Origin of the sequence: Pseudomonas aylmerensis (assembly GCF_001702265.1) — a bacterium.
GTDB lineage: Bacteria > Pseudomonadota > Gammaproteobacteria > Pseudomonadales > Pseudomonadaceae > Aquipseudomonas > Aquipseudomonas aylmerensis.
The window spans coordinates 447,842-467,268 of record NZ_MAUE01000012.1; the positions used below are offsets into that span (position 1 = coordinate 447,842).

Sequence of the window (19,427 nt, forward strand, 5' to 3'; positions counted from 1 at the left end):
CATCGCCGGCAGGCCCGCTTTAGCCGGCTTGCTGGCGATGGCACCCTCAAGCCTTACGGCAGCAGAATGGTCGACCCGGTGGTGCGACGCCCCGACAGCTCCGTCTGCGCCTTGGCCGCATCCGCCAGCGCAAACCGCTGATTGATATCAATGCGCACCTTGCCGCTCTTGATCATCGAAAACAGGTCGTCAGCCATGGCCTGCAAGTCTTTCGGGTTGCTGGCGTAGGTCGCCAGGGTCGGGCGGGTCACGTACAGCGAGCCCTTGGCTGCCAGAATCCCCAGGTTCACCCCGTCCACCGCGCCTGACGCGTTACCGAAGCTCACCACCAGGCCGCGTGGTGCCACGCTGTCCAAAGAGGTCAGCCAAGTGTCCTTGCCGACGCCGTCGTACACCACCGGGACCTTTTTGCCGTCGGTCAATTCCAGGACGCGCTGTGCGACGTTTTCCTTGCTGTAGTCGATGGTTTCCCAGGCACCGAGGGATTTGGCCAGCGCGGCTTTTTCCGGCGAGCTGACCGTACCGATCAGCTTGACGCCCAGCGCCTTGGCCCATTGGCAGGCCAGGGAGCCCACGCCACCGGCAGCGGCGTGGAACAGGATGGTCTCGCCACCCTTGAGCTCATAGGTCTGGCGCAGCAGGTACTGCACGGTCAGGCCCTTGAGCATGGCGCCGGCGGCTTGTTCGAAGCTGATGTCGTCCGGCAGGTGCACCAGATTGGCGGCGGGCAGCACGTGCAATTCGCTGTAGGCGCCCAGCGGGCCGCTGCCATAGGCTACGCGGTCGCCGACCTTGAACTGGCTGACCTCACTGCCGACCGCATCGACCACGCCAGCGCCTTCCGCGCCGAGCCCCGATGGCAGGGCCGGCGGCGCGTAGAGCCCACTGCGAAAATAGGTGTCGATGAAGTTCAGGCCGATGGCCTCGTTACGCACGCGAACCTGCTGCGGGCCCGGCTCTGCCGGCGTGTAGTCCACATACTCAAGCACTTCGGGGCCGCCATGGGCGCTGAACTGGATACGTTTGGCCATCTGCACTTCTCCTGAGGTCTATTTCGCGTAGCCCACTATCCCACTCCTAAGCTTGACCTTCGTCAACTGCGGCGACACAGGGTGCAGTGGTATCCTGTGCGCCCATTTGCCGCCGACGCCCAATGGCCTCGCGTAGCTTTGCCCGATTCAAGGTGATGCCATGACTACCCGCACCGAGGCTGTAAAGGCCTACCTGCTTGACCTGCAAGACCGCATTTGCAGCGCCCTGGAAACCTTCGAGACGGACACTCGCTTCATCGAAGACGCCTGGACCCGGCCTGCCGGCGGCGGGGGTCGCACCCGTGTGATCGAAAACGGGTCGGTGATCGAAAAAGGCGGCGTTAACTTTTCCCACGTGTTCGGTAGCGGCCTCCCACCGTCCGCCAGCGCGCATCGCCCCGAGCTGGCCGGTCGCGGGTTTGAAGCCCTGGGCGTGTCGCTGGTGATCCACCCGCACAACCCGCATGTGCCGACTTCCCACGCCAACGTGCGTTTTTTCATCGCCGAAAAAGACGGCGAAGAGCCGGTGTGGTGGTTCGGTGGCGGTTTCGACCTCACGCCCTACTACGGCAACGAAGAAGACTGCATCCACTGGCACCGTGTGGCCGAGCAGGCCTGTGCGCCGTTCGGTGCAGAGGTCTACTCGCGTTATAAGGCCTGGTGCGACAGCTACTTCCACATCAAGCATCGCAACGAGCCCCGGGGTATCGGCGGGCTGTTCTTCGATGACCTGAACGAGTGGGACTTCGATACCTGCTTCGCCTTCATCCGCGCGATCGGCGACGCCTACATCGACGCTTACCTGCCCATCGTGCAGCGCCGCAAAGCCATGGCCTACACCGAGCAGCAGCGCGAATTCCAGGAGTTTCGCCGCGGCCGCTACGTTGAGTTCAACCTGGTCTACGACCGCGGCACACTGTTCGGACTGCAGTCGGGCGGGCGTACCGAGTCGATCCTGATGTCGCTGCCGCCGCAAGTGCGCTGGAGCTACGACTGGAAAGCCGCAGCCGGCAGCGAAGAAGCACGCCTCACTGACTACTTCCTGCAAGACCGCGACTGGCTTGGCGTGGCTGCGCCCAAGGCGGCCGTCTGATGGATCGTTACGTGGTATTCGGCAACCCTATCGGCCACAGCAAGTCGCCGCTGATTCACCGGATGTTCGCCGAGCAGACCGGCGAGCACCTGGACTACAGCACCCTGCTGGCGCCGCTGGAGGATTTCACCGCCTGCGCCCGTGAGTTTTTTCAGCAGGGCCGTGGTGCCAACGTCACCGTGCCGTTCAAGGAAGACGCCTACCGCCTGGCCAACACCTTGACTGAACGCGCCCAACGCGCCGGTGCTGTGAACACCCTGAGCAAACTGGCCGACGGCACCTTGCTTGGCGATAACACCGACGGCGCCGGCCTGGTGCGCGACCTGACGGTCAACGCCGGGTTAAGCCTGCAGGGCAAACGCATTCTGTTGCTGGGTGCCGGTGGTGCGGTGCGCGGCGCGCTGGAGCCGTTGCTGGCCGAACGGCCCGCCTCACTGATCATCGCCAACCGCACGGTGGAAAAAGCTGAACTGCTCGCCGAGCTGTTCGACGATCTGGGCCCGGTCTCCGCCAGTGGTTTCGATTGGCTGCGTGAGCCGGTGGACGTGATCATCAACGCCACGTCCGCCAGCCTGTCAGGCGATGTACCGCCGATTGCCGGCAGCCTGATCGAACCGGGCAAGACGTTCTGCTACGACATGATGTACGCCAAGGAACCGACCGCGTTCTGTCGCTGGGCTACCGAGCAAGGTGCGGCCGTGGCGATGGATGGCCTGGGCATGCTGGTGGAACAGGCCGCGGAAGCGTTCTTCCTGTGGCGCGGTGTGCGCCCGGAGTCGGCACCGGTTTTAGCTGAACTGCGACGGCAGCTGGCCTGACGCAAATCCAAATGTGGGAGCTGGCTTGCCTGCGATAGCGGTGGGTCAGCCACACACCTGGCACTGATACACCGCAATCGCAGGCAAGCCAGCTCCCACAGGTTTAACCGCGTTCAGTCTTCGAAATGGATGGGGCATTTATCCGCCCCTTCCAGCTTTTTCAACTCTTCCACCACCTGCGGTCGCGCCCGGCGCAATGTCAGGCTACGCCCCAACCCCCGCAACCGCCGCGCCTCCTGGTGCAGCATCTCGACGCCGGAATAGTCGATAAAGTTGATCTGCTGCGCCTCGATCACCACCCGCTCGCCCGAAAGGCTTTGCAGGCGCACTTGCAGGTAATGGCTGGCGCCGAAAAAGATCGAGCCGCCCACGCGCAACACATCTTCATCACCGTCGCGCCACTGCTGGACCCTCGGTTGTGACGTGCGCTTGAGGTAGAAAAACAGCGAAGCCAGCACCCCCGCGTAAATCGCCGTTTGCAGCTCCAGCAGCAACGTGGCGACGCAGGTCAGGCTCATCACCACAAACTCGGCGCGGCTGACCCGGAACAATGCGCGAATGCCGCGTTGGTCAACCAGGCCCCAGCAAATCAGCAAGATGCTGGCGGCCATGCTCGGGATCGGAATATGCGCGATCAGCGCCGCACCAAACAGTGCGAAGAGCGCCACCCAGAGGGCAGAAAACACCCCGGCCAAGGGTGAGCAGGCACCGGCCTCGTAGCTGAGGCCGGAGCGGGTGAAGGAACCGGCTGACAGATAGCCGGAGAAAAATCCGCCAACAATATTGGATAAACCCTGCGCGCGAACTTCCTGGTTCGCATCGAGCAATTGCTGAGAACGCGCTGATAGCGAGCGGGCAATCGACAGGCTGGTCACCAGCCCCAGCATGCCCACCGCAACGGCGCTGGGCAGCAGGCGCAGGATCATGTCCAGGTCCATCGGCAACGGGCTGAACGGTGGCAGCTTGCCGATAAACGAACTGACCAGCGCCACATGCCCGAACATCGCCGGCCATACCCAGGCGGCCAGGCTGCCAAGGGCCAGCGCGATCAGCAGTGTCGGCCAGCGCGGCACCAGCACTTTGAGCAACGCCCCCACCAGCAACGTGCCTAAACCGAGGCCCAAGGAAGCGTGGTCCCACTCGCCGCCATGGTCGATCAACGCCAGAAGGCTGTTGATCGCTGTGGCCTGGCTGGGCAAATCCAGCCCGAGCAGATTAGGCAATTGCCCCAGGGCGATCACCACGGCGGCGCCGAGGGTGAAACCCAGCACCACCGAATGCGAGACGAAATTCACCAGCGCGCCGAAACGCAGCATGCCCAGCAGCCACTGGAACACCCCGGCGAGGAAGGTCAGCAGCAGGATCAAGGTGATGTAGTCCTGTGATCCGGGCACGGCCAACGGGCTGACGCTGGCGTAGAGCACGATGGAAATGGCCGCCGTGGGGCCGCAGATCAGGTGCCAGGACGAGCCCCAGAGGCAGGCGATCAGCACCGGGATGATGGCGGCGTACAGGCCGTATTCGGGTGGGAGCCCGGCAATCAGCGCGTAGGCAATCGACTGCGGCAAGGCGAGCACGGCACCGCTGAGGCCGACCATCGCGTCGCGGCCGACACTGGCGCGGGTCTGGCGCGGGAGCCAGGCGAGGAAGGGGAAGAGTGATTGGCGGGTGGGCCGGGGCATCGGGCTGCTCGAAATACTGTAGGAGCTGGCGGGCCAGCGAAGGTGAGTAACGATAACGCGGGTTGTCTGAAAAAACGCGGCGTTTTCGAGTGCTTCGCCGGCAAGCCGGCTCCTACAGGGGGTGGTGTTGCCTTCAGAGTTTGGCTTTTACGGCGGCCAGCGCATCCTGACCATCCACGGTCTTCACACCGTCCAGCCACTTGTCCAAGACCGCCGGGTTCGCCTTGATCCACGCCTTCGCCGCATCGGCATTGCTGACCTTATTGTTGGCCACCTGCGCCATGATCGCGTTCTCCATGTCCTGGGTGAAACTCAGGTTGGTCAGCAGTTTTCCGACATTCGGGCAGGCTTGTGCATAACCCTTGCGGGTCAAGGTGTACACGCTGCCGGTGTCACCGAAGTACTTTTCGCCACCCTTGAGGTAATGCATTTTCAGCTGCACGTTCATCGGGTGCGGCGTCCAGCCGAGGAAGGTCACGAACTTCTGTTTCTTCACTGCCCGCGACACCTCGGCAAGCATCGCCTGTTCGCTGGATTCCACCAGCTTCCACTGGCCAAGGTCGAAGTCATTTTTCTTGATGATCTCCTGCAGCGAGATATTCGCCGGCGCGCCGGAGCCGATGCCGTAGATCTTCTTGTCGAACTTGTCGGCAAATTTGTTCAGGTCGGCGAAGTCATGTACCCCGGCGTCCCACACATAGTCCGGTACGGCGAGGGTGAACTCGGTGCCGTCGAGGTTTTTCGCCAGTTGCACCACATCGCCATTGGCCACGAACTTGTCGTAGAAGCCCTGTTGCGCCGGCATCCAGTTGCCCAGGAACACATCCACCTGGCCATCCTTGAGCCCGCCAAAGGTGATCGGCACCGCCAGGGTATCGACCTTGGCCTTGTAGCCCATGCCGCTCAACAGGAAACCGGTGATGGCATTGGTCGCGGCAATGTCGCTCCAGCCTGGATCGGCCATCTTCACCGTCTCACAACCGGTGTCGGCGTACACGTTGGCGCAGCTCAACGCCAGCATGCCCAGCACCACAGTCAATTTTTGCATGGCCTTCCCTCTGTATTTATTGGTTTTGGCAGGGTTGTGGATAACGTGCCTTGCGCTCCAGGTCGTCGAGGTCGATATGGTTGCGCATGTATTGCTGACTGGCGTCGACCAGTGGCTGGTGATCCCAGCTCTTCAGCTTGCCTTGGGTCAGCGCCTCAAACACCAGGCGACGACGGCGTTGGCTGGCGAGCACCTGCTGGTGGATCGCCGGGATGTCCCATTTGGCCCGCGCTTCACGCAAAAACGCCTCGAACCGTGGCCGGTGTTCCGGTGCCTGGCTGAGGTCCTCCCGCTCGTGCGGGTCGTTATGTACATCAAACAACAGGCAAGGATCGTCCTCACTGTAGATGAACTTGTAGGCGCCACGGCGGATCATCATCAGCGGGCTGATGGTGCCTTCGGCCATGTATTCGCCGAACACTTCGTCATGCCCGCCCTGCCCCAGCAAGTGTGGGAGCAGGGAGCGGCCATCCAGCGGCAGGCGTGGGTCCAGCTCGCCGCCGGCCAGCTCCACCAGGGTCGGCAACAGGTCGGCAGTGGAAACGGCGTGGGTCACGCGGCCCGCGGCAAACTGCCCCGGCGCACTGACCAGCAGCGGCACGCGCGCAGCCATTTCAAACCAGTGCATTTTGTACCAGAGGCCGCGCTCGCCAAGCATGTCGCCATGGTCGCCGGAGAAGATGATGATCGTGTTATCGGCCAGGCCGGTGTCTTCCAGGGTTTGCAGGAGCTTGCCGACATTGCTGTCGATATAGCTGCACGCGCCGAAGTAGGCGCGGCGGGCATCGCGGATCTTGGCCAGCGGCAGCGGCTTGTCCCACAGGTCGTAGACCTTGAGCAGGCGTTGCGAATGCGGGTCGAGGTCGCCTTGCGCGGGTGTTGCAGGCAAAGGGATGTCGGCATCGTCGTACAGGTCCCAGAACGGCTTGGGAATGGTGTACGGGTCGTGGGGGTGGGTCATCGACACGGTCAGGCAGAACGGCTGGTCGCCGTCTTCGCGGATATGGTCGAACAGGTATTGCTGGGCCTTGAACACCACCTCTTCGTCGAAATCCAGCTGGTTGGTGCGCACACAAGGGCCGGCTTGCAGCACCGAGGACATGTTGTGGTACCAGCTGGGGCGCACGTCCGGCTCATCCCAATTGACTGCCCAACCGTAGTCGGCCGGGTAGATATCGCTGGTCAGGCGTTCTTCATAGCCATGCAACTGATCGGGGCCACAGAAATGCATCTTGCCCGACAGCGCCGTGCGATAACCGAGACGACGCAGGTAGTGGGCATAAGTCGGGACATCGGCGGGAAAATCTGCTGCGTTGTCGTAGGCGCCGATCTTGCTCGGCAACTGGCCGCTGACCAGGGTAAATCGCGACGGCGCGCACAGCGGGCTGTTGCAATAAGCGGCGTCGAACACCACACCCTGCGCGGCGAGGCGGCTCAGGTTGGGCAACTTGATCGGGGAAGGTCCGTAGAACGGAAGCAGCGGCGCGGCCATTTGATCGGCCATGATGAAAAGAATGTTCTTGCGCTTCATGGGTCTTCGGCATTCCATAGGCGGTGTTTATGCGAATGAGCATGCAGCCCATGGAAAATGGGGTAAAGCCCATGAAAAGCAATGTCTAGGATAAGCACAGCTTATGTATGAAGCCCTCGGTGACCTGTCCCTCGACCTGTTGCGCGCCTTCGAAGTCGCCGCGCGCCACCGCAGCTTCACCGCTGCCGCTATGGAGCTGGGCACCACCCAGCCCGCGATCAGCCAGCAGATCAAGCGCCTGGAAGAACAGCTGGCGATCCGCCTGTTCGATCGCATCTACCGTGGCATCGAGCTGACCGACGCCGGTGCCCTGCTGTTCGAGCATGTGCAAGGCGGCCTGCAAAGCATTAATCACGGCCTCAGCGCGATTACCCAGCAAGACCAGCATGAAGTGCTGCAAGTGGCCACCGACTTCGCCTTCGCCGCCTATTGGCTGATGCCGCGCCTGCATCGCTTCCACCAGGCCAACCCTCAGGTCGACGTGAGCCTGGTGACCAGCGAGCGCAACCACGCGACCCTGCGCAGCGATATCGACGTCGCTGTGCTCTTCGGTGATGGCCGGTTCAAACAGGGCGACAGCCTGTGGCTGTTCAACGAGGAAGTATTCCCGGTCTGCAGCCCGCAGTGGCTCAAGGACCAGGCCGTGCCGCTGACCGTTCAGAATTTGCAGGATTTCCCCTTGCTGCACCTGCGCCAGGAAAACAACAGCCAATGGTTCGACTGGAGTGGTGTGTTCCGCGAGCTGGGCATCAGCACCGCGCCCACCCCGGGCCAACTGCGCTTCGACAACTACACCCTGCTGATCCAGGCGGCGATCGCCGGCCAGGGCGTGGCCATCGGCTGGCGCCACCTGGTGGATAACCTGCTGGAACAGAACTGGCTGTGCCGGCCAATCGGCGACACCGTGATCTCGCGCTTCGGCTATTACGTGGTGCAACCCCAGCGCAAGCGGCGTGGGCAACTGGTCGAGCGTTTTGTCGACTGGCTGGTGGCGGAGCAGGCCAGCAGCGCGCAGTCGCTGACCGGGCTGGCCCTGCCATCGATTGCGGTCTAGGATTTGGCGCACAGTGGATTCGGAGTCCGACATGCAACGTATCAAGGGCTACCACGCCCACATCTACTTTGACGCCAGCACCATCGACCAGGCGCGGGCCTTGTGCGAGGACGGTGCCAGGCTGTTTCCGCTGCGCATGGGCCGCGTGCATGAACGGCCCGTCGGCCCGCACCCGGACTGGAGTTGCCAACTGGCGTTCGACGCCGAATACATCGGCGTGGTGTTGCCGTGGCTGGCGCTCAACCGCAATGGCCTGGTGGTGTTCCTGCACCCCGATACCGGCGATGACCTGAAAGATCACACCGACTACGCGATCTGGATGGGGGCGATGCGCGAATTGGACCTGTCTATTTTCTGACCTGCGCCCTGATGCAGGATCCGCCTTGCCTGCGATGGCGCCTCAAGAGCGCTATCGCCGCCAGGCCGGTTCCTTTGCACGCGATCTCCCTATATATGGGATGTGTATTTATATATTGAGACTTGCGTACGCCTGGGTTTATATTCGCTGCATCCGCTCAGAACTCAGGTGAAGCGATGCAGGCGCAATTGATCGCGCTCGATTGGGGGACCAGCTCCCTTCGTGCTTACAAACTCGGCCCGGCGGGTGTGGTGCTGGAACAGCGCGCGCTGGCGTCCGGCATCATGCACTTGCCCAGCGAGCCCCGGGATATTGCCGGCGTGCGCTGCAGCGATGGCTTCGAGTTGGCGTTCGATGCGGCGTGCGGCGACTGGCTCGACGCCGAGCCAGGCTTGCCGGTGATCGCCTGCGGCATGGTCGGCAGCGCCCAGGGCTGGAGCGAAGCGGTTTATCGCAATACCCCCGTGGACGTCGCGAGCCTCGGCAAGGCCTTGCACACCGTGCGCAGCCTGCGCGGCGTGGCGGTGCACATCGTGCCGGGTGTGATCGAGCAGGTCGGCTTGCCCAACGTGATGCGCGGCGAAGAAACCCAGGTGCTGGGCGTGCTGCAAAGCCTGCCGAGCACCGCTGAAGTCTTGATCGGCCTGCCCGGCAGTCATTCCAAATGGGTCGAGGTGGTCGACGGCTGCATCACTCACTTCGACACCTTCATGACCGGCGAGCTGTTCGCGGTACTGAGCAAGCACAGCATTCTCGGGCGTACGCAAAAGGTCGCCGAGCAATTTCAGGCCGACGCGTTTGATCGCGGCGTGCAGGTGGCGCTCTCCAGGGACGGCCAGCGTGGCGTGCTGTCGACGCTGTTCAGCGCACGCGCCCTGGGCCTCACCGCCGAACTCGCCCCGGAGCAACAACCCGATTACTTGTCTGGCCTGCTGATCGGCCATGAACTCGCCGGCTTGCCTGGCCACGCCAAGCAAACGCCGATCATCCTGGTCGGTGCTGGCGCCCTCTGCGCCCGCTACCAACGCGCCCTCGCCTTGTGCGGTTTCGCCCACGTCAGCCTGGCGCAGGAAGCGACCGAGCGTGGCCTGTGGCAATTGGCCGTGGCGGCCGGGCTCACTCAACCTGCAACGGAGGCCTGACATGCTCAAGCAAGCACTCGCACAAAACGGTTTGATCGCGATTTTGCGCGGGGTACGACCGGACGAAGCCCAAGCCATCGGCCAAGTGCTGTACCAGGCGGGCTTTCGGGTGATCGAAGTCCCGCTGAACTCGCCCGACCCGTACACCAGCATCCGCACCTTGCGCGACAGCCTGCCCGCCGATTGCCTGATCGGTGCCGGCACGGTGTTGACGCCCGAGCAGGTCGAGCAGGTGCAAGCCGCCGGTGGCCAGGTGATCGTCATGCCCCACAGCGATGCCAAGGTGTTGCGTGCGGCGAAAACCGCCGGCTTGTACCTGTCGCCCGGCGTGGCCACGCCTACCGAGGCCTTCGCCGCCTTGGCCGAAGGTGCCGACGTGTTGAAGCTGTTCCCGGCCGAGCAAATGGGCCCTTCGGTGATCAAGGCGTGGCTGGCGGTACTGCCGGCAGGCACGTTGCTGCTGCCGGTGGGCGGTATCACCCCGGACAACATGCAGGTGTTCATCGACGCCGGCGCCAAGGGCTTCGGGTTGGGGTCGGGATTGTTCAAACCGGGTATGACAGTGGATCAGGTAGCGAGCCGCGCCCAGGCTTATGTCGCCGCCTGGAAAGCCCTGAGCTGATATCAAGTTCCGCGCCTGCAGGCGCCGCATCTATAAGAGAGATAACAGATGAAAATCACCAAACTGACGACCTTCATCGTCCCGCCGCGCTGGTGCTTCCTCAAGGTCGAGACCGACCAGGGCGTCACTGGCTGGGGTGAACCCGTGGTCGAAGGCCGCGCCCACACCGTGGCTGCTGCGGTCGAGGAACTGTCCGACTACCTGATCGGCAAAGACCCACGCAATATCGAAGACATCTGGACCGTGCTCTATCGTGGTGGCTTCTACCGAGGCGGCGCCGTGCACATGAGCGCCCTCGCCGGCATCGACCAGGCACTGTGGGACATCAAGGGCAAGGCCCTCGGTGTGTCGGTCAGCGACCTGCTCGGTGGCCAGGTGCGTGACAAGATCCGCGTGTATTCGTGGATCGGCGGCGACCGCCCCGCCGACACCGCGCGCGCTGCCGAAGAGGCCGTGGCCCGTGGTTTTACTGCGGTGAAAATGAATGGCACCGAAGAATTGCAGTTCGTCGACAGCTTCGAGAAAGTCGACCTGGCCCTGGCCAACGTCGCGGCCGTGCGCGATGCAGTCGGCCCTAACGTCGGCATCGGCGTCGACTTCCATGGCCGGGTGCACAAGCCCATGGCCAAGGTGCTGATGAAAGAGCTGGACCCGTACAAACTGATGTTTATCGAAGAGCCGGTGCTCAGTGAAAACTATGAAGCCCTCAAGGAGCTGGCACCGTTGACCAGCACGCCCATTGCCTTGGGCGAGCGCCTGTTTTCGCGTTGGGACTTCAAGCGCGTGCTCAGCGAAGGCTACGTCGACATCATTCAGCCGGATGCTTCCCATGCCGGCGGCATCACCGAAACCCGCAAGATCGCCAACATGGCCGAAGCCTACGACGTGGCCCTGGCCCTGCACTGCCCGTTGGGCCCGATTGCCTTGGCGGCCTGCCTGCAACTGGATGCGGTTTGCTACAACGCGTTTATCCAGGAGCAAAGCCTGGGCATCCACTACAACGAGAGCAACGACCTGCTCGACTACGTGCGCGACCCGGGCGTGTTCGACTATGACCAGGGCTTCGTGAAGATCCCCAATGGGCCTGGCCTGGGCATCGAGATCAACGAGGAATATGTGATAGAACGCGCGGCCATCGGCCATCGCTGGCGCAACCCGATCTGGCGGCATGCCGACGGCAGTTTTGCCGAGTGGTGATATTGACCTGAAGGGACCTGTTCGAATGTGGGAGCTGGCCTGCGATAGCGGTCTGCCTGTGCCAGATGAGTCAGCGGTCGCACCGCCATCGCAGGCAAGCCAGCTCCCACATTGACCGCGTCGACCCGTCCTCAATAAACATAACAAGAGGCAACCCCCATGCACCCTGAATCCTTCACCGGGCAGGCATCTTTAGTCACGCCTACCCGAAAGCGCTTCTTCATCATGGTGCTGCTGTTTATCACCGTGGTGATCAACTACCTCGACCGCAGCAACCTGTCGATTGCCGCCCCGGCCCTGACCAGTGAACTGGGGATCGACCCGGTGCACGTCGGGCTGATCTTTTCCGCATTCGGCTGGACCTATGCCGCCATGCAGATCCCTGGCGGCTGGCTGGTCGACCGCGTGCCGCCCCGCATTCTCTACACCGCTGCCCTGCTGCTGTGGTCGATCGCCACCGTAATGCTCGGGTTTGCCGCCAGTTTCATCGCGCTGTTTGTGCTGCGCATGGCCGTCGGCGCCCTGGAGGCGCCGGCCTACCCGATCAACAGCCGTGTGGTCACCACCTGGTTTCCCGAACGCGAGCGCGCCACTGCGATTGGCGTCTATACCTCCGGGCAGTTTGTCGGGCTGGCCTTTCTCACGCCGGTGCTGGCGTGGCTGCAGCACGCGTTCGGCTGGCACATGGTGTTTGTCGCCACCGGTGGCGTCGGTATCCTGTGGGCCGTGATCTGGTACGCGGTGTACCGCGAGCCGAAGGATTTCAAAGGCGCCAACGCCGCTGAAATCGACCTGATCCGCGAAGGTGGCGGGCTGGTGGACATGCAGGCGCAAGCCACCAAGGCGCCGTTCAGTTGGGTCGACCTGGGCATCGTGCTGAGCAAGCGCAAGCTCTGGGGCATCTACCTCGGGCAGTTCTGCCTGAACTCGACGCTGTGGTTCTTCCTGACGTGGTTTCCGACGTACTTGGTGAAATATCGCGGCATGGACTTCATCAAGTCCGGCCTGCTGGCGTCGCTGCCGTTTCTGGCGGCGTTTGTTGGGGTGCTTTGCTCGGGGATATTTTCCGACTGGCTGATTCGCCGGGGGGCGTCGGTGGGTTTCGCACGCAAATTGCCGATCATCGGTGGATTGCTGATTTCCACGGCGATCATCGGCGCCAACTACGTGGACTCGACGGCTTGGGTGATTGCGTTCCTGGCGCTGGCGTTTTTCGGCAATGGCCTGGCGTCGATCACCTGGTCGCTGGTCTCGACCCTGGCGCCTGCGCGTCTGCTCGGGCTGACGGGAGGGGTATTCAATTTCATCGGCAACCTGTCGGCGATTGCCACGCCGATCGTGATTGGCTTTTTGGCCAGCGGCGATTCGTTTGCGCCGGCGATCACCTACATCGCGGTGCTGGCGTTGCTCGGTGCGCTTTCCTACGTGCTGTTGGTGGGTAAGGTCGAGCGAATTGAACTGAATGAATAGCCTGTGGCGGATGGGCGTTTGTCGCTGATGGGGGCTTCTCTACCAGGTGAGCCTTTGTAGCAGACAGGCTCCCTGTGGCAAGCCCGCATCCTGTGGCGAGCGGGCTTGCCCCGCGTTGGGGTGCGAAGCACCCCCAAAATCTGTCGACGCGTTATTCCTGAAATACCGCAGTAGCTTCTCTATTGGGGCTGCTGCGCAGCCCAACGCGGGGCAAGCCCGCTCACCACAGGATGCGGGTTTGCCAAAGGAAGCGGGCTTGTCACAGGGAGTCTTCTTGCACAGGATGCGGGCTTGTCATAGGGAGCCTGCTTGTCACAGGAGGCAGGCTTGCCACAGACAGACAGCCTGCTTGCCTTGCAAGCTCACCCTGCCCCTCGGTTTCAGTTGAGGACGCCGTCGAGGATCTCGTAGACGATGCCGGTACCCACCGCAATCAACACCACGTCCGGGCCGGAGCGGCGCCATTCGTAGCCTGGGTACACCGGCAGGCGCGCCAGCGCTCGGTTGTCCAGGCGTTCGCCGTAGTAGCCACGGGGCAGTGGTTGGCCGCGTACCAGGCGCACATTCGGCGGCGGCGGTGCGCCGCGCGCGAACTGACCATGGTTGTCGTGGATGATCTGCCGCACCGGGCCAAAGTCCTGGGGCGGGCCGCCGCGACGGTTGTCCTGGGGGCCGCGATGGTCGTCGCCATGTTGCTCGTGCTGGCCTTGCGGGCCGCCACGGTCTGGGCCGCCTTGGTCGTAAGGCGCGGCCTGCGCCAGGGCACTTGCGCCGAGCATCAGCACGCCGAGACCAGCTATCAAGCGTTTAGGCATTTTCATGGGGTGTTTCCTCAGTACTGCACGAACAAAAAAGGGACCTCGAACGAGGTTCGAAATCCCTTGGTCTTGTCAGTTTAGGTACTGAATCGACGGTATGATTCCTCTGTATCAGGAACTTTACCTACCGCTTACGAGCCGCTTACTTACGGGCGTTGCGGACACCTTCCGACAGTGCCGCGCAGAGGCCCAAGACGCCATCAATCGCTTGCTGATCAGTTTTGGCATTCGCAATGTGATCGATCAAGGCCGACCCCACCACGACACCGTCTGCCAGGCGCGCGATGGCAGCGGCTTGTTCCGGCGTGCGGATACCAAAACCGATGCTGATCGGCAGGTCGGTATGCCGGCGCAGGCGGGTTACGGCTTCCTCGACATGCTCGAGGGTCGCCGCGCCGGCGCCGGTCACACCGGCCACCGACACGTAGTACACAAACCCGGAGCTGCCGTTGAGCACGGTAGGCAGGCGCACATCATCGGTGGTCGGCGTGGTCAGGCGGATAAAGTCGATACCCGCAGCCTGGGCCGGGTCGCACAGCTCGCCGTTATGCTCGGGCGGCATGTCAACCACGATCAGGCCGTCTACACCGGCTTGCTTGGCATCGGCGATGAACTGCGGCACACCATATTTGTGGATCGGGTTGAAGTAACCCATCAGCACCAGCGGCGTCTCGGTGTTGTCCTTGCGGAACTCACGGACCATCTGCAGGGTTTTCGCCAGGTTCTGCTTGGCGGTCAGTGCGCGGATGTTGGCCAGTTGGATGGCCGGGCCGTCCGCCATCGGATCGGTGAAGGGCATGCCCAACTCGATCACATCGGCGCCGGCTGCCGGCAAGCCCTTGAGGATCGCCAGCGAGGTGTCATAACTCGGGTCGCCAGCGGTAACGAAGGTCACCAGGGCCGCGCGGTTTTGTTCTTTCAGTTGCGCAAAACGTGTTTGCAGGCGGCTCATTTAGTGTTTCTCCTGCTGAGATGGCTCTTGTGAAGCCTGTTCCATGTGGTGCATCACGGTTTGCATGTCTTTGTCGCCACGGCCGGACAGGTTCACCACCATCAGGTGATCCTTGGGCAAGGTCGGAGCGCGCTTGAACACTTCAGCCAGGGCGTGGGCGCTTTCCAGTGCAGGAATAATCCCTTCCAGGCGGCAGCATTTGTGGAACGCGTCGAGGGCTTCGTCGTCGGTCACCGAGGTGTACTGGACGCGGCCGATATCATGCAACCAGGCGTGTTCCGGGCCGATGCCGGGGTAGTCCAGGCCAGCGGAAATCGAGTGGGCGTCGATGATCTGGCCGTCGTCGTCCTGCAGCAGGAAGGTGCGGTTGCCGTGCAGTACGCCGGGTACGCCGCCGTTGAGGCTGGCGGCGTGCTTGCCGGTCTCGATGCCGTGGCCGGCGGCTTCAACGCCGATGATCTCGACGCTGGTGTCATCCAGGAACGGGTGGAACAGGCCCATGGCGTTGGAACCACCGCCGATGCACGCGACCAGGCTGTCCGGCAGGCGGCCTTCCTGGGCTTGCAGCTGGGTGCGGGTTTCCTTGCCGATGACGGCCTGGAAGTCGCGCACCATGGCGGGGTACGGGTGCGGGCCGGCCACGGTGCCGATCAGGTAGAAGGTGCTGTCGACATTGGTGACCCAGTCGCGCAGGGCTTCGTTCATTGCGTCCTTCAGGGCGCCGGTGCCGGCGACGACTGGAATCACTTCAGCGCCCAGCAGCTTCATGCGGAACACGTTGGCCTGCTGGCGTTCGATGTCGGTGGTGCCCATGTAGATCACGCACTGCAGGCCAAACCGTGCGGCAACGGTGGCAGTGGCCACGCCGTGCATGCCCGCGCCGGTTTCAGCGATGATGCGTTTCTTGCCCATGCGCCGCGCCAGCAGGATCTGGCCGATGCAGTTGTTGATCTTGTGCGCGCCGGTGTGGTTCAGCTCTTCGCGCTTGAGGTAGATCTTGGCGCCGCCGCAGAACTCGGTCAGGCGTTCGGCGAAGTACAGTGGGCTCGGGCGGCCGACGTAGTCGCGCTGGAAGTAGGCCAATTCCTCGTTGAACGCCGGATCGATCTTGGCCGCTTCGTATTCGCGGGCCAGGTCGAGGATCAACGGCATCAGGGTTTCGGCGACGTAGCGGCCGCCGAACGCGCCAAACAGGCCGTTGGCGTCAGGGCCGTTGCGCAGATCGGTCTGGGACTGAGTCATGGGACGCTCCAGGTAGGAATTTGGGTAACCAGCAATGACGGCCACTCTACCCCTCACATCCTGCACTGAAAACCGATAAGATCGCATTAACCTGTCAGGAAAACTCACAGATGAGTCGAGACCTTCCGCCCCTGAATGCCTTGCGTGCGTTCGAAGCCACCGCCCGGCTCAACAGTGTCAGCCAGGCGGCCGAGCAATTGCATGTGACCCATGGTGCCGTCAGCCGCCAGTTGAAGGTGCTGGAAGAGCACCTGGGTGTCAGCCTGTTCGCCAAGGATGGGCGCGGCCTTAAACTCACAGATGCCGGCGCCCGGCTGCGTGATGCCAGCGCTGAAGCGTTCGAGCGTCTGAGAGATGTCTGCGCCGAACTCACCCAGGCCAGCGCCGACGCACCCTTCGTGCTGGGCTGCTCGGGCAGTTTGCTGGCGCGCTGGTTGATTCCGCGCCTGGGTCGTTTGAATGCCGACTTGCCGGACTTGCGCCTGCACCTGTCGGCGGGTGACGGCGACCTCGACCCCAGGCGCCCTGGCCTGGACGCTTTGCTGGTGTTTGCCGAGCCGCCATGGCCGGCGGACATGCAAGTGTATGAACTGGCCAGCGAGCGTATCGGCCCGGTGATGAGCCCGCGTTTTTCCGGTTACGAGCGCTTGCGCCAGGCGCCGCCGCAAGCGCTGTGCGCAGAAGCCTTGTTGCACACCACTTCCCGCCCGCAGGCCTGGCCCAGTTGGGCGCAGCAACACGGCATCGCGCCCGGCACGTTGAAACACGGCCAGGGGTTCGAGCATTTGTATTATTTGCTGGAGGCGGCGGTGGCAGGTCTTGGGGTCGCGATTGCGCCGGAACCGCTGGTGGCAGAGGATCTGCGCGCGGGTCGCCTGGTGGCGCCGTGGGGCTTCAGTGAAACCCCGGCGCACCTGGCGTTGTGGCTACCCAAGCGCGCCGCAGATGGGCGCGCCGGGCAACTGGCGCAGTGGCTCAAGGCTGAGCTGGCGCACCAGGACGTTTAGTCGCCGCGTTTGCACAGCAGGTAAGCCGCCAGCAGGCCCAGTGCGCCAACGGCGACGCCGGCGGTAGTCCATGGGTGCTCTTGTGCGTAGTCCCGGGTCGCAACACCGGTTTCGCGGAGTTTGACTTTGCTTTCTTCGTACGCGTCGCTGATCAGGTGGCGGGAGTGCTTGAGGGCATTCTCGGCATTGCTTTTCAGGGCCTTCAGCGTTTTGCGCGACTCATCAGACGCATCGTCCTTGAGGCTCTCAAGCGACTTGAGCAGGCTCGAAATCTCGGCTTCCATGCTTTCCAGCGACGCTTTGCGTAAAGAAGTGTTGGCCATGTGGACTCTCCTGAAATGATTGAGTGGCAGGTGTAGATACCGACTGCGCCCGTTTCAGAAAGTGCAGTAAATCTGAACTTTCAGGTAGGAACGGTCGCCAGAAGCAGTACGAACATTGACTGCTACGCTCACTAGAGACCTCAGGAGAAACGCTATGTCTGATCATCACACGTACAAGAAAGTCGAACTGGTTGGCTCGTCGGCGACCAGCATTGAAGATGCGATCAACAACGCCCTGGCTGAAGCCAACAAGAGCATCAAGCACTTGGAATGGTTCGAGGTGACCGAAACCCGTGGCCACATCAAGGACGGCAAGGCCGCGCACTTTCAGGTCACCCTCAAAGTCGGGTTCCGAATTGCCAGTAGTTGATCACGTCGGTTGAACTTGCCGACTGGCCGATTGCCATAACCTGCGCTACAACCAATGGGTGCCGAGGCGAAAGCGTCGGCACGCTCTTTTCGATCAGCGCAAGGAAAGTAACGGATGAAGAAGTTCCTGTTTGCGGTAGGTTTGTTGAGCATTGCGGGCACTGCCCTGGCGGCGGGCAAGCCTTGTGAAGAGCTGAAAAGCGAAATTGCAGCGAAAATCGACGCCAAGGGCGCTTCGGGTTATTCGCTGGAAGTCGTGGACAAGGGCGCAGCGCCGAGCGATCACACAGTGGTCGGCAGCTGCGAAGCCGGTACCAAGGAAATCGCCTACAAGCGCGGGTGATCCCGTGCTTCAAATATAAAATCGACGCACTTGTGGCGAGGGAGCTTGCTCCCGCTGGAGGGCGCAGCACTGCCTTTTTCGGCGGCGCTACGCAGCCCAGCGGGAGCAAGCTCCCTGGCCACAGGTGCGTCGTTTTTTTTCGCCTGAAGTTTTAGCCCTTCATCAACTGTGCCAGCAGCTCGTAGGAATGAATCCGATCGGCATGCTCGTACAGGTCGCAAGTAAAGATCAGCTCGTCAGCGCCGGTCTGTTCGACCAGCACCTCCAGTTTGGCGCGGATCTTCGCCGGGCTGCCGACCATGGCCAGGCCCAGGAAGCTGCCTACCGCATCTTTTTCATGCGGTAGCCACAGACCGTCCATGGTTTTCACCGGCGGGCGCTGCACCAGGCTTTGCCCGCGCATCAGCGCAAGGATGCGCTGGTATACGGAGGTGGCCAGGTAGTCCGCCTGCTCATCGGTGTCCGCCGCGACCAGTGGAATGCCGAGCATCACGTAAGGTTTGTCGAGCACGGCCGATGGCTTGAAGTGATTGCGGTACACACGAATCGCTTCATGCATCAGACGCGGTGCGAAATGGGAGGCGAAGGCGTAGGGCAAACCGCGCTCGCCCGCCAGCTGGGCGCTGAACAGACTGGAACCCAACAGCCACACCGGCACATTGGTGCCGGTGCCCGGTACGGCGATCACCCGTTGGTCGGGCGTGCGCGGGCCAAGGTAGGCCATCAGCTCGGCAACATCTTCGGGGAAGTCATCCGCGCTGCCCGAGCGCTCACGGCGCAGGGCGCGCGCAGTCATTTGGTCGGACCCGGGCGCGCGGCCCAGGCCCAGGTCAATACGGCCCGGATAGAGACTTTCCAGGGTGCCGAACTGCTCGGCGATCACCAGCGGTGCATGGTTGGGCAGCATGACGCCGCCCGAGCCGACGCGAATTGTCGAGGTGCCGCCAGCCAGATAGCCCAGCAAGACCGAAGTGGCCGAGCTGGCGATTCCGTCCATATTGTGGTGTTCCGCCACCCAGAAACGGTTGTAGCCGAACTTTTCCACGTGCTGGGCCAGGTCCAGGGAATTGCGTAACGACTGCGCCGGACTGCCGTTGGCCCGCACGGGCACGAGGTCGAGGGTCGAGAACTTTACGTCGGACAGCGATTTCATAAGCCTGCTTCTCCAATGGGGGCGCAGGCTTCATAGACGAACCAAAACCTGCCGCTTCATGTGCATGTCCTATGCAATGAGGGCATATACCCGAGATTCAATAGCTAGCCCGAAATTTCCTACTTAATCGCTAGGTTTCTCTTACAAGTGAACTTTGCCAAAGCTTCTATCCTC

At 62.5% G+C, this 19,427-nt stretch carries 20 protein-coding genes; 11 read left to right on the plus strand and 9 right to left on the minus strand.

All coding sequences use genetic code 11. The features are described from left to right. Positions 1-53 precede the first annotated feature (53 nt). Positions 54-1,031 (minus strand): NADPH:quinone reductase, encoded by a 978-nt coding sequence (locus BBG20_RS10265; protein ID WP_065902722.1) that lies wholly within the window; start codon positions 1,029-1,031, stop codon positions 54-56. 160 nt (positions 1,032-1,191) lie between these two features. On the opposite strand from BBG20_RS10265, the gene hemF reads away from it, so the two are divergent. Beyond that, positions 1,192-2,124 (plus strand): oxygen-dependent coproporphyrinogen oxidase, encoded by a 933-nt coding sequence (hemF, locus tag BBG20_RS10270; RefSeq protein ID WP_065902724.1) that lies wholly within the window; start codon positions 1,192-1,194, stop codon positions 2,122-2,124. Further along, positions 2,124-2,942: a shikimate dehydrogenase gene (gene aroE, locus BBG20_RS10275; RefSeq protein ID WP_065902725.1), complete on the plus strand. Its 819-nt coding sequence runs from the start codon at positions 2,124-2,126 to the stop codon at positions 2,940-2,942. The genes hemF and aroE overlap by 1 nt, the downstream gene beginning before the upstream one ends. 113 nt (positions 2,943-3,055) lie before the next feature. On the opposite strand, the gene BBG20_RS10280 is transcribed toward aroE, so the two are convergent. The 3 genes from BBG20_RS10280 to betC form a co-directional block, all read right to left on the minus strand. Then, positions 3,056-4,624 carry a SulP family inorganic anion transporter gene (locus BBG20_RS10280; RefSeq protein WP_065902726.1) on the minus strand — a complete coding sequence of 523 codons (1,569 nt, stop codon included), beginning with the start codon at positions 4,622-4,624 and terminating at the stop codon, positions 3,056-3,058. A 133-nt stretch (positions 4,625-4,757) separates the two neighbouring features. Further along, positions 4,758-5,672: a choline ABC transporter substrate-binding protein gene (gene choX, locus BBG20_RS10285; protein WP_065902727.1), complete on the minus strand. Its 915-nt coding sequence runs from the start codon at positions 5,670-5,672 to the stop codon at positions 4,758-4,760. A gap of 16 nt (positions 5,673-5,688) precedes the next feature. After that, on the minus strand, positions 5,689-7,203 hold the full coding sequence (gene betC, locus BBG20_RS10290; RefSeq protein ID WP_065902728.1) for a choline-sulfatase: 1,515 nt from the start codon (positions 7,201-7,203) through the stop codon (positions 5,689-5,691). Between the two features lie 103 nt (positions 7,204-7,306). On the opposite strand from betC, the gene BBG20_RS10295 reads away from it, so the two are divergent. The 6 genes from BBG20_RS10295 (at position 7,307) to BBG20_RS10320 (ending at position 13,046) form a co-directional block, all read left to right on the plus strand. Beyond that, complete coding sequence (locus tag BBG20_RS10295) at positions 7,307-8,257, plus strand: choline sulfate utilization transcriptional regulator (protein WP_065902729.1); 951 nt, start codon at positions 7,307-7,309, stop codon at positions 8,255-8,257. 31 nt (positions 8,258-8,288) lie between these two features. After that, positions 8,289-8,615 (plus strand): DOPA 4,5-dioxygenase family protein, encoded by a 327-nt coding sequence (locus tag BBG20_RS10300; RefSeq protein WP_065902730.1) that lies wholly within the window; start codon positions 8,289-8,291, stop codon positions 8,613-8,615. A 176-nt stretch (positions 8,616-8,791) separates the two neighbouring features. Then, on the plus strand, positions 8,792-9,757 hold the full coding sequence (locus tag BBG20_RS10305) for a 2-dehydro-3-deoxygalactonokinase (protein ID WP_065902732.1): 966 nt from the start codon (positions 8,792-8,794) through the stop codon (positions 9,755-9,757). Position 9,758: 1 nt separating this feature from the next. Next, positions 9,759-10,379, plus strand: coding sequence for a 2-dehydro-3-deoxy-6-phosphogalactonate aldolase (locus BBG20_RS10310; RefSeq protein ID WP_065902734.1), 621 nt, complete (start codon positions 9,759-9,761; stop codon positions 10,377-10,379). A gap of 48 nt (positions 10,380-10,427) precedes the next feature. Continuing rightward, positions 10,428-11,576: a galactonate dehydratase gene (gene dgoD / locus BBG20_RS10315; RefSeq protein WP_065902737.1), complete on the plus strand. Its 1,149-nt coding sequence runs from the start codon at positions 10,428-10,430 to the stop codon at positions 11,574-11,576. A gap of 159 nt (positions 11,577-11,735) precedes the next feature. After that, the gene (locus tag BBG20_RS10320; protein WP_065902739.1) at positions 11,736-13,046 is read left to right on the plus strand and encodes an MFS transporter; all 1,311 of its coding nucleotides are present in this window, start codon (positions 11,736-11,738) and stop codon (positions 13,044-13,046) included. Positions 13,047-13,426: 380 nt separating this feature from the next. On the opposite strand, the gene BBG20_RS10325 is transcribed toward BBG20_RS10320, so the two are convergent. From BBG20_RS10325 to trpB, 3 genes are all read right to left on the minus strand, one after another. After that, positions 13,427-13,867, minus strand: a complete 441-nt coding sequence (locus BBG20_RS10325; RefSeq protein ID WP_065902741.1) for an anti-virulence regulator CigR family protein — start codon at positions 13,865-13,867, stop codon at positions 13,427-13,429. Positions 13,868-14,006: 139 nt separating this feature from the next. After that, positions 14,007-14,816: a tryptophan synthase subunit alpha gene (gene trpA / locus BBG20_RS10330; RefSeq protein WP_065902743.1), complete on the minus strand. Its 810-nt coding sequence runs from the start codon at positions 14,814-14,816 to the stop codon at positions 14,007-14,009. Next, the gene (gene trpB / locus BBG20_RS10335) at positions 14,817-16,058 is read right to left on the minus strand and encodes a tryptophan synthase subunit beta (RefSeq protein WP_065902745.1); all 1,242 of its coding nucleotides are present in this window, start codon (positions 16,056-16,058) and stop codon (positions 14,817-14,819) included. It lies immediately after the preceding gene. A gap of 110 nt (positions 16,059-16,168) precedes the next feature. Between trpB and BBG20_RS10340 the strand changes: the two genes are divergently transcribed. Further along, entirely contained in the window at positions 16,169-17,065 is an 897-nt protein-coding gene (locus BBG20_RS10340) for a LysR family transcriptional regulator (protein WP_065902746.1), read from the plus strand. Here the strand turns inward: BBG20_RS10340 and BBG20_RS10345 are convergent. After that, positions 17,062-17,388 (minus strand): DUF883 family protein, encoded by a 327-nt coding sequence (locus BBG20_RS10345; RefSeq protein ID WP_003233664.1) that lies wholly within the window; start codon positions 17,386-17,388, stop codon positions 17,062-17,064. The two genes, BBG20_RS10340 and BBG20_RS10345, sit on opposite strands and share 4 nt — an antisense overlap. 154 nt (positions 17,389-17,542) lie before the next feature. On the opposite strand from BBG20_RS10345, the gene BBG20_RS10350 reads away from it, so the two are divergent. Together BBG20_RS10350 and BBG20_RS10355 are read left to right on the plus strand one after the other, a co-directional pair. Further along, positions 17,543-17,758 (plus strand): dodecin, encoded by a 216-nt coding sequence (locus tag BBG20_RS10350; RefSeq protein WP_003187305.1) that lies wholly within the window; start codon positions 17,543-17,545, stop codon positions 17,756-17,758. 114 nt (positions 17,759-17,872) lie between these two features. Next, entirely contained in the window at positions 17,873-18,100 is a 228-nt protein-coding gene (locus tag BBG20_RS10355) for a DUF1161 domain-containing protein (RefSeq protein WP_065902747.1), read from the plus strand. A gap of 151 nt (positions 18,101-18,251) precedes the next feature. Here the strand turns inward: BBG20_RS10355 and BBG20_RS10360 are convergent, their stop codons facing one another. Further along, on the minus strand, positions 18,252-19,253 hold the full coding sequence (locus BBG20_RS10360; protein WP_065902748.1) for an LLM class flavin-dependent oxidoreductase: 1,002 nt from the start codon (positions 19,251-19,253) through the stop codon (positions 18,252-18,254). Positions 19,254-19,427: the final 174 nt, after the last annotated feature.

Bases quoted from the DNA above. Each gene is read 5' to 3' on its own strand.
- BBG20_RS10265 (WP_065902722.1), bottom strand. From the start codon at position 1,031: ATGGCCAAACGTATCCAGTTCAGCGCCCATGGCGGCCCCGAAGTGCTT.
- hemF (WP_065902724.1), top strand. From the start codon at position 1,192: ATGACTACCCGCACCGAGGCTGTAAAGGCCTACCTGCTTGACCTGCAA.
- aroE (WP_065902725.1), top strand. From the start codon at position 2,124: ATGGATCGTTACGTGGTATTCGGCAACCCTATCGGCCACAGCAAGTCG.
- BBG20_RS10280 (WP_065902726.1), bottom strand. From the start codon at position 4,624: ATGCCCCGGCCCACCCGCCAATCACTCTTCCCCTTCCTCGCCTGGCTC.
- choX (WP_065902727.1), bottom strand. From the start codon at position 5,672: ATGCAAAAATTGACTGTGGTGCTGGGCATGCTGGCGTTGAGCTGCGCC.
- betC (WP_065902728.1), bottom strand. From the start codon at position 7,203: ATGAAGCGCAAGAACATTCTTTTCATCATGGCCGATCAAATGGCCGCG.
- BBG20_RS10295 (WP_065902729.1), top strand. From the start codon at position 7,307: ATGTATGAAGCCCTCGGTGACCTGTCCCTCGACCTGTTGCGCGCCTTC.
- BBG20_RS10300 (WP_065902730.1), top strand. From the start codon at position 8,289: ATGCAACGTATCAAGGGCTACCACGCCCACATCTACTTTGACGCCAGC.
- BBG20_RS10305 (WP_065902732.1), top strand. From the start codon at position 8,792: ATGCAGGCGCAATTGATCGCGCTCGATTGGGGGACCAGCTCCCTTCGT.
- BBG20_RS10310 (WP_065902734.1), top strand. From the start codon at position 9,759: ATGCTCAAGCAAGCACTCGCACAAAACGGTTTGATCGCGATTTTGCGC.
- dgoD (WP_065902737.1), top strand. From the start codon at position 10,428: ATGAAAATCACCAAACTGACGACCTTCATCGTCCCGCCGCGCTGGTGC.
- BBG20_RS10320 (WP_065902739.1), top strand. From the start codon at position 11,736: ATGCACCCTGAATCCTTCACCGGGCAGGCATCTTTAGTCACGCCTACC.
- BBG20_RS10325 (WP_065902741.1), bottom strand. From the start codon at position 13,867: ATGAAAATGCCTAAACGCTTGATAGCTGGTCTCGGCGTGCTGATGCTC.
- trpA (WP_065902743.1), bottom strand. From the start codon at position 14,816: ATGAGCCGCCTGCAAACACGTTTTGCGCAACTGAAAGAACAAAACCGC.
- trpB (WP_065902745.1), bottom strand. From the start codon at position 16,058: ATGACTCAGTCCCAGACCGATCTGCGCAACGGCCCTGACGCCAACGGC.
- BBG20_RS10340 (WP_065902746.1), top strand. From the start codon at position 16,169: ATGAGTCGAGACCTTCCGCCCCTGAATGCCTTGCGTGCGTTCGAAGCC.
- BBG20_RS10345 (WP_003233664.1), bottom strand. From the start codon at position 17,388: ATGGCCAACACTTCTTTACGCAAAGCGTCGCTGGAAAGCATGGAAGCC.
- BBG20_RS10350 (WP_003187305.1), top strand. From the start codon at position 17,543: ATGTCTGATCATCACACGTACAAGAAAGTCGAACTGGTTGGCTCGTCG.
- BBG20_RS10355 (WP_065902747.1), top strand. From the start codon at position 17,873: ATGAAGAAGTTCCTGTTTGCGGTAGGTTTGTTGAGCATTGCGGGCACT.
- BBG20_RS10360 (WP_065902748.1), bottom strand. From the start codon at position 19,253: ATGAAATCGCTGTCCGACGTAAAGTTCTCGACCCTCGACCTCGTGCCC.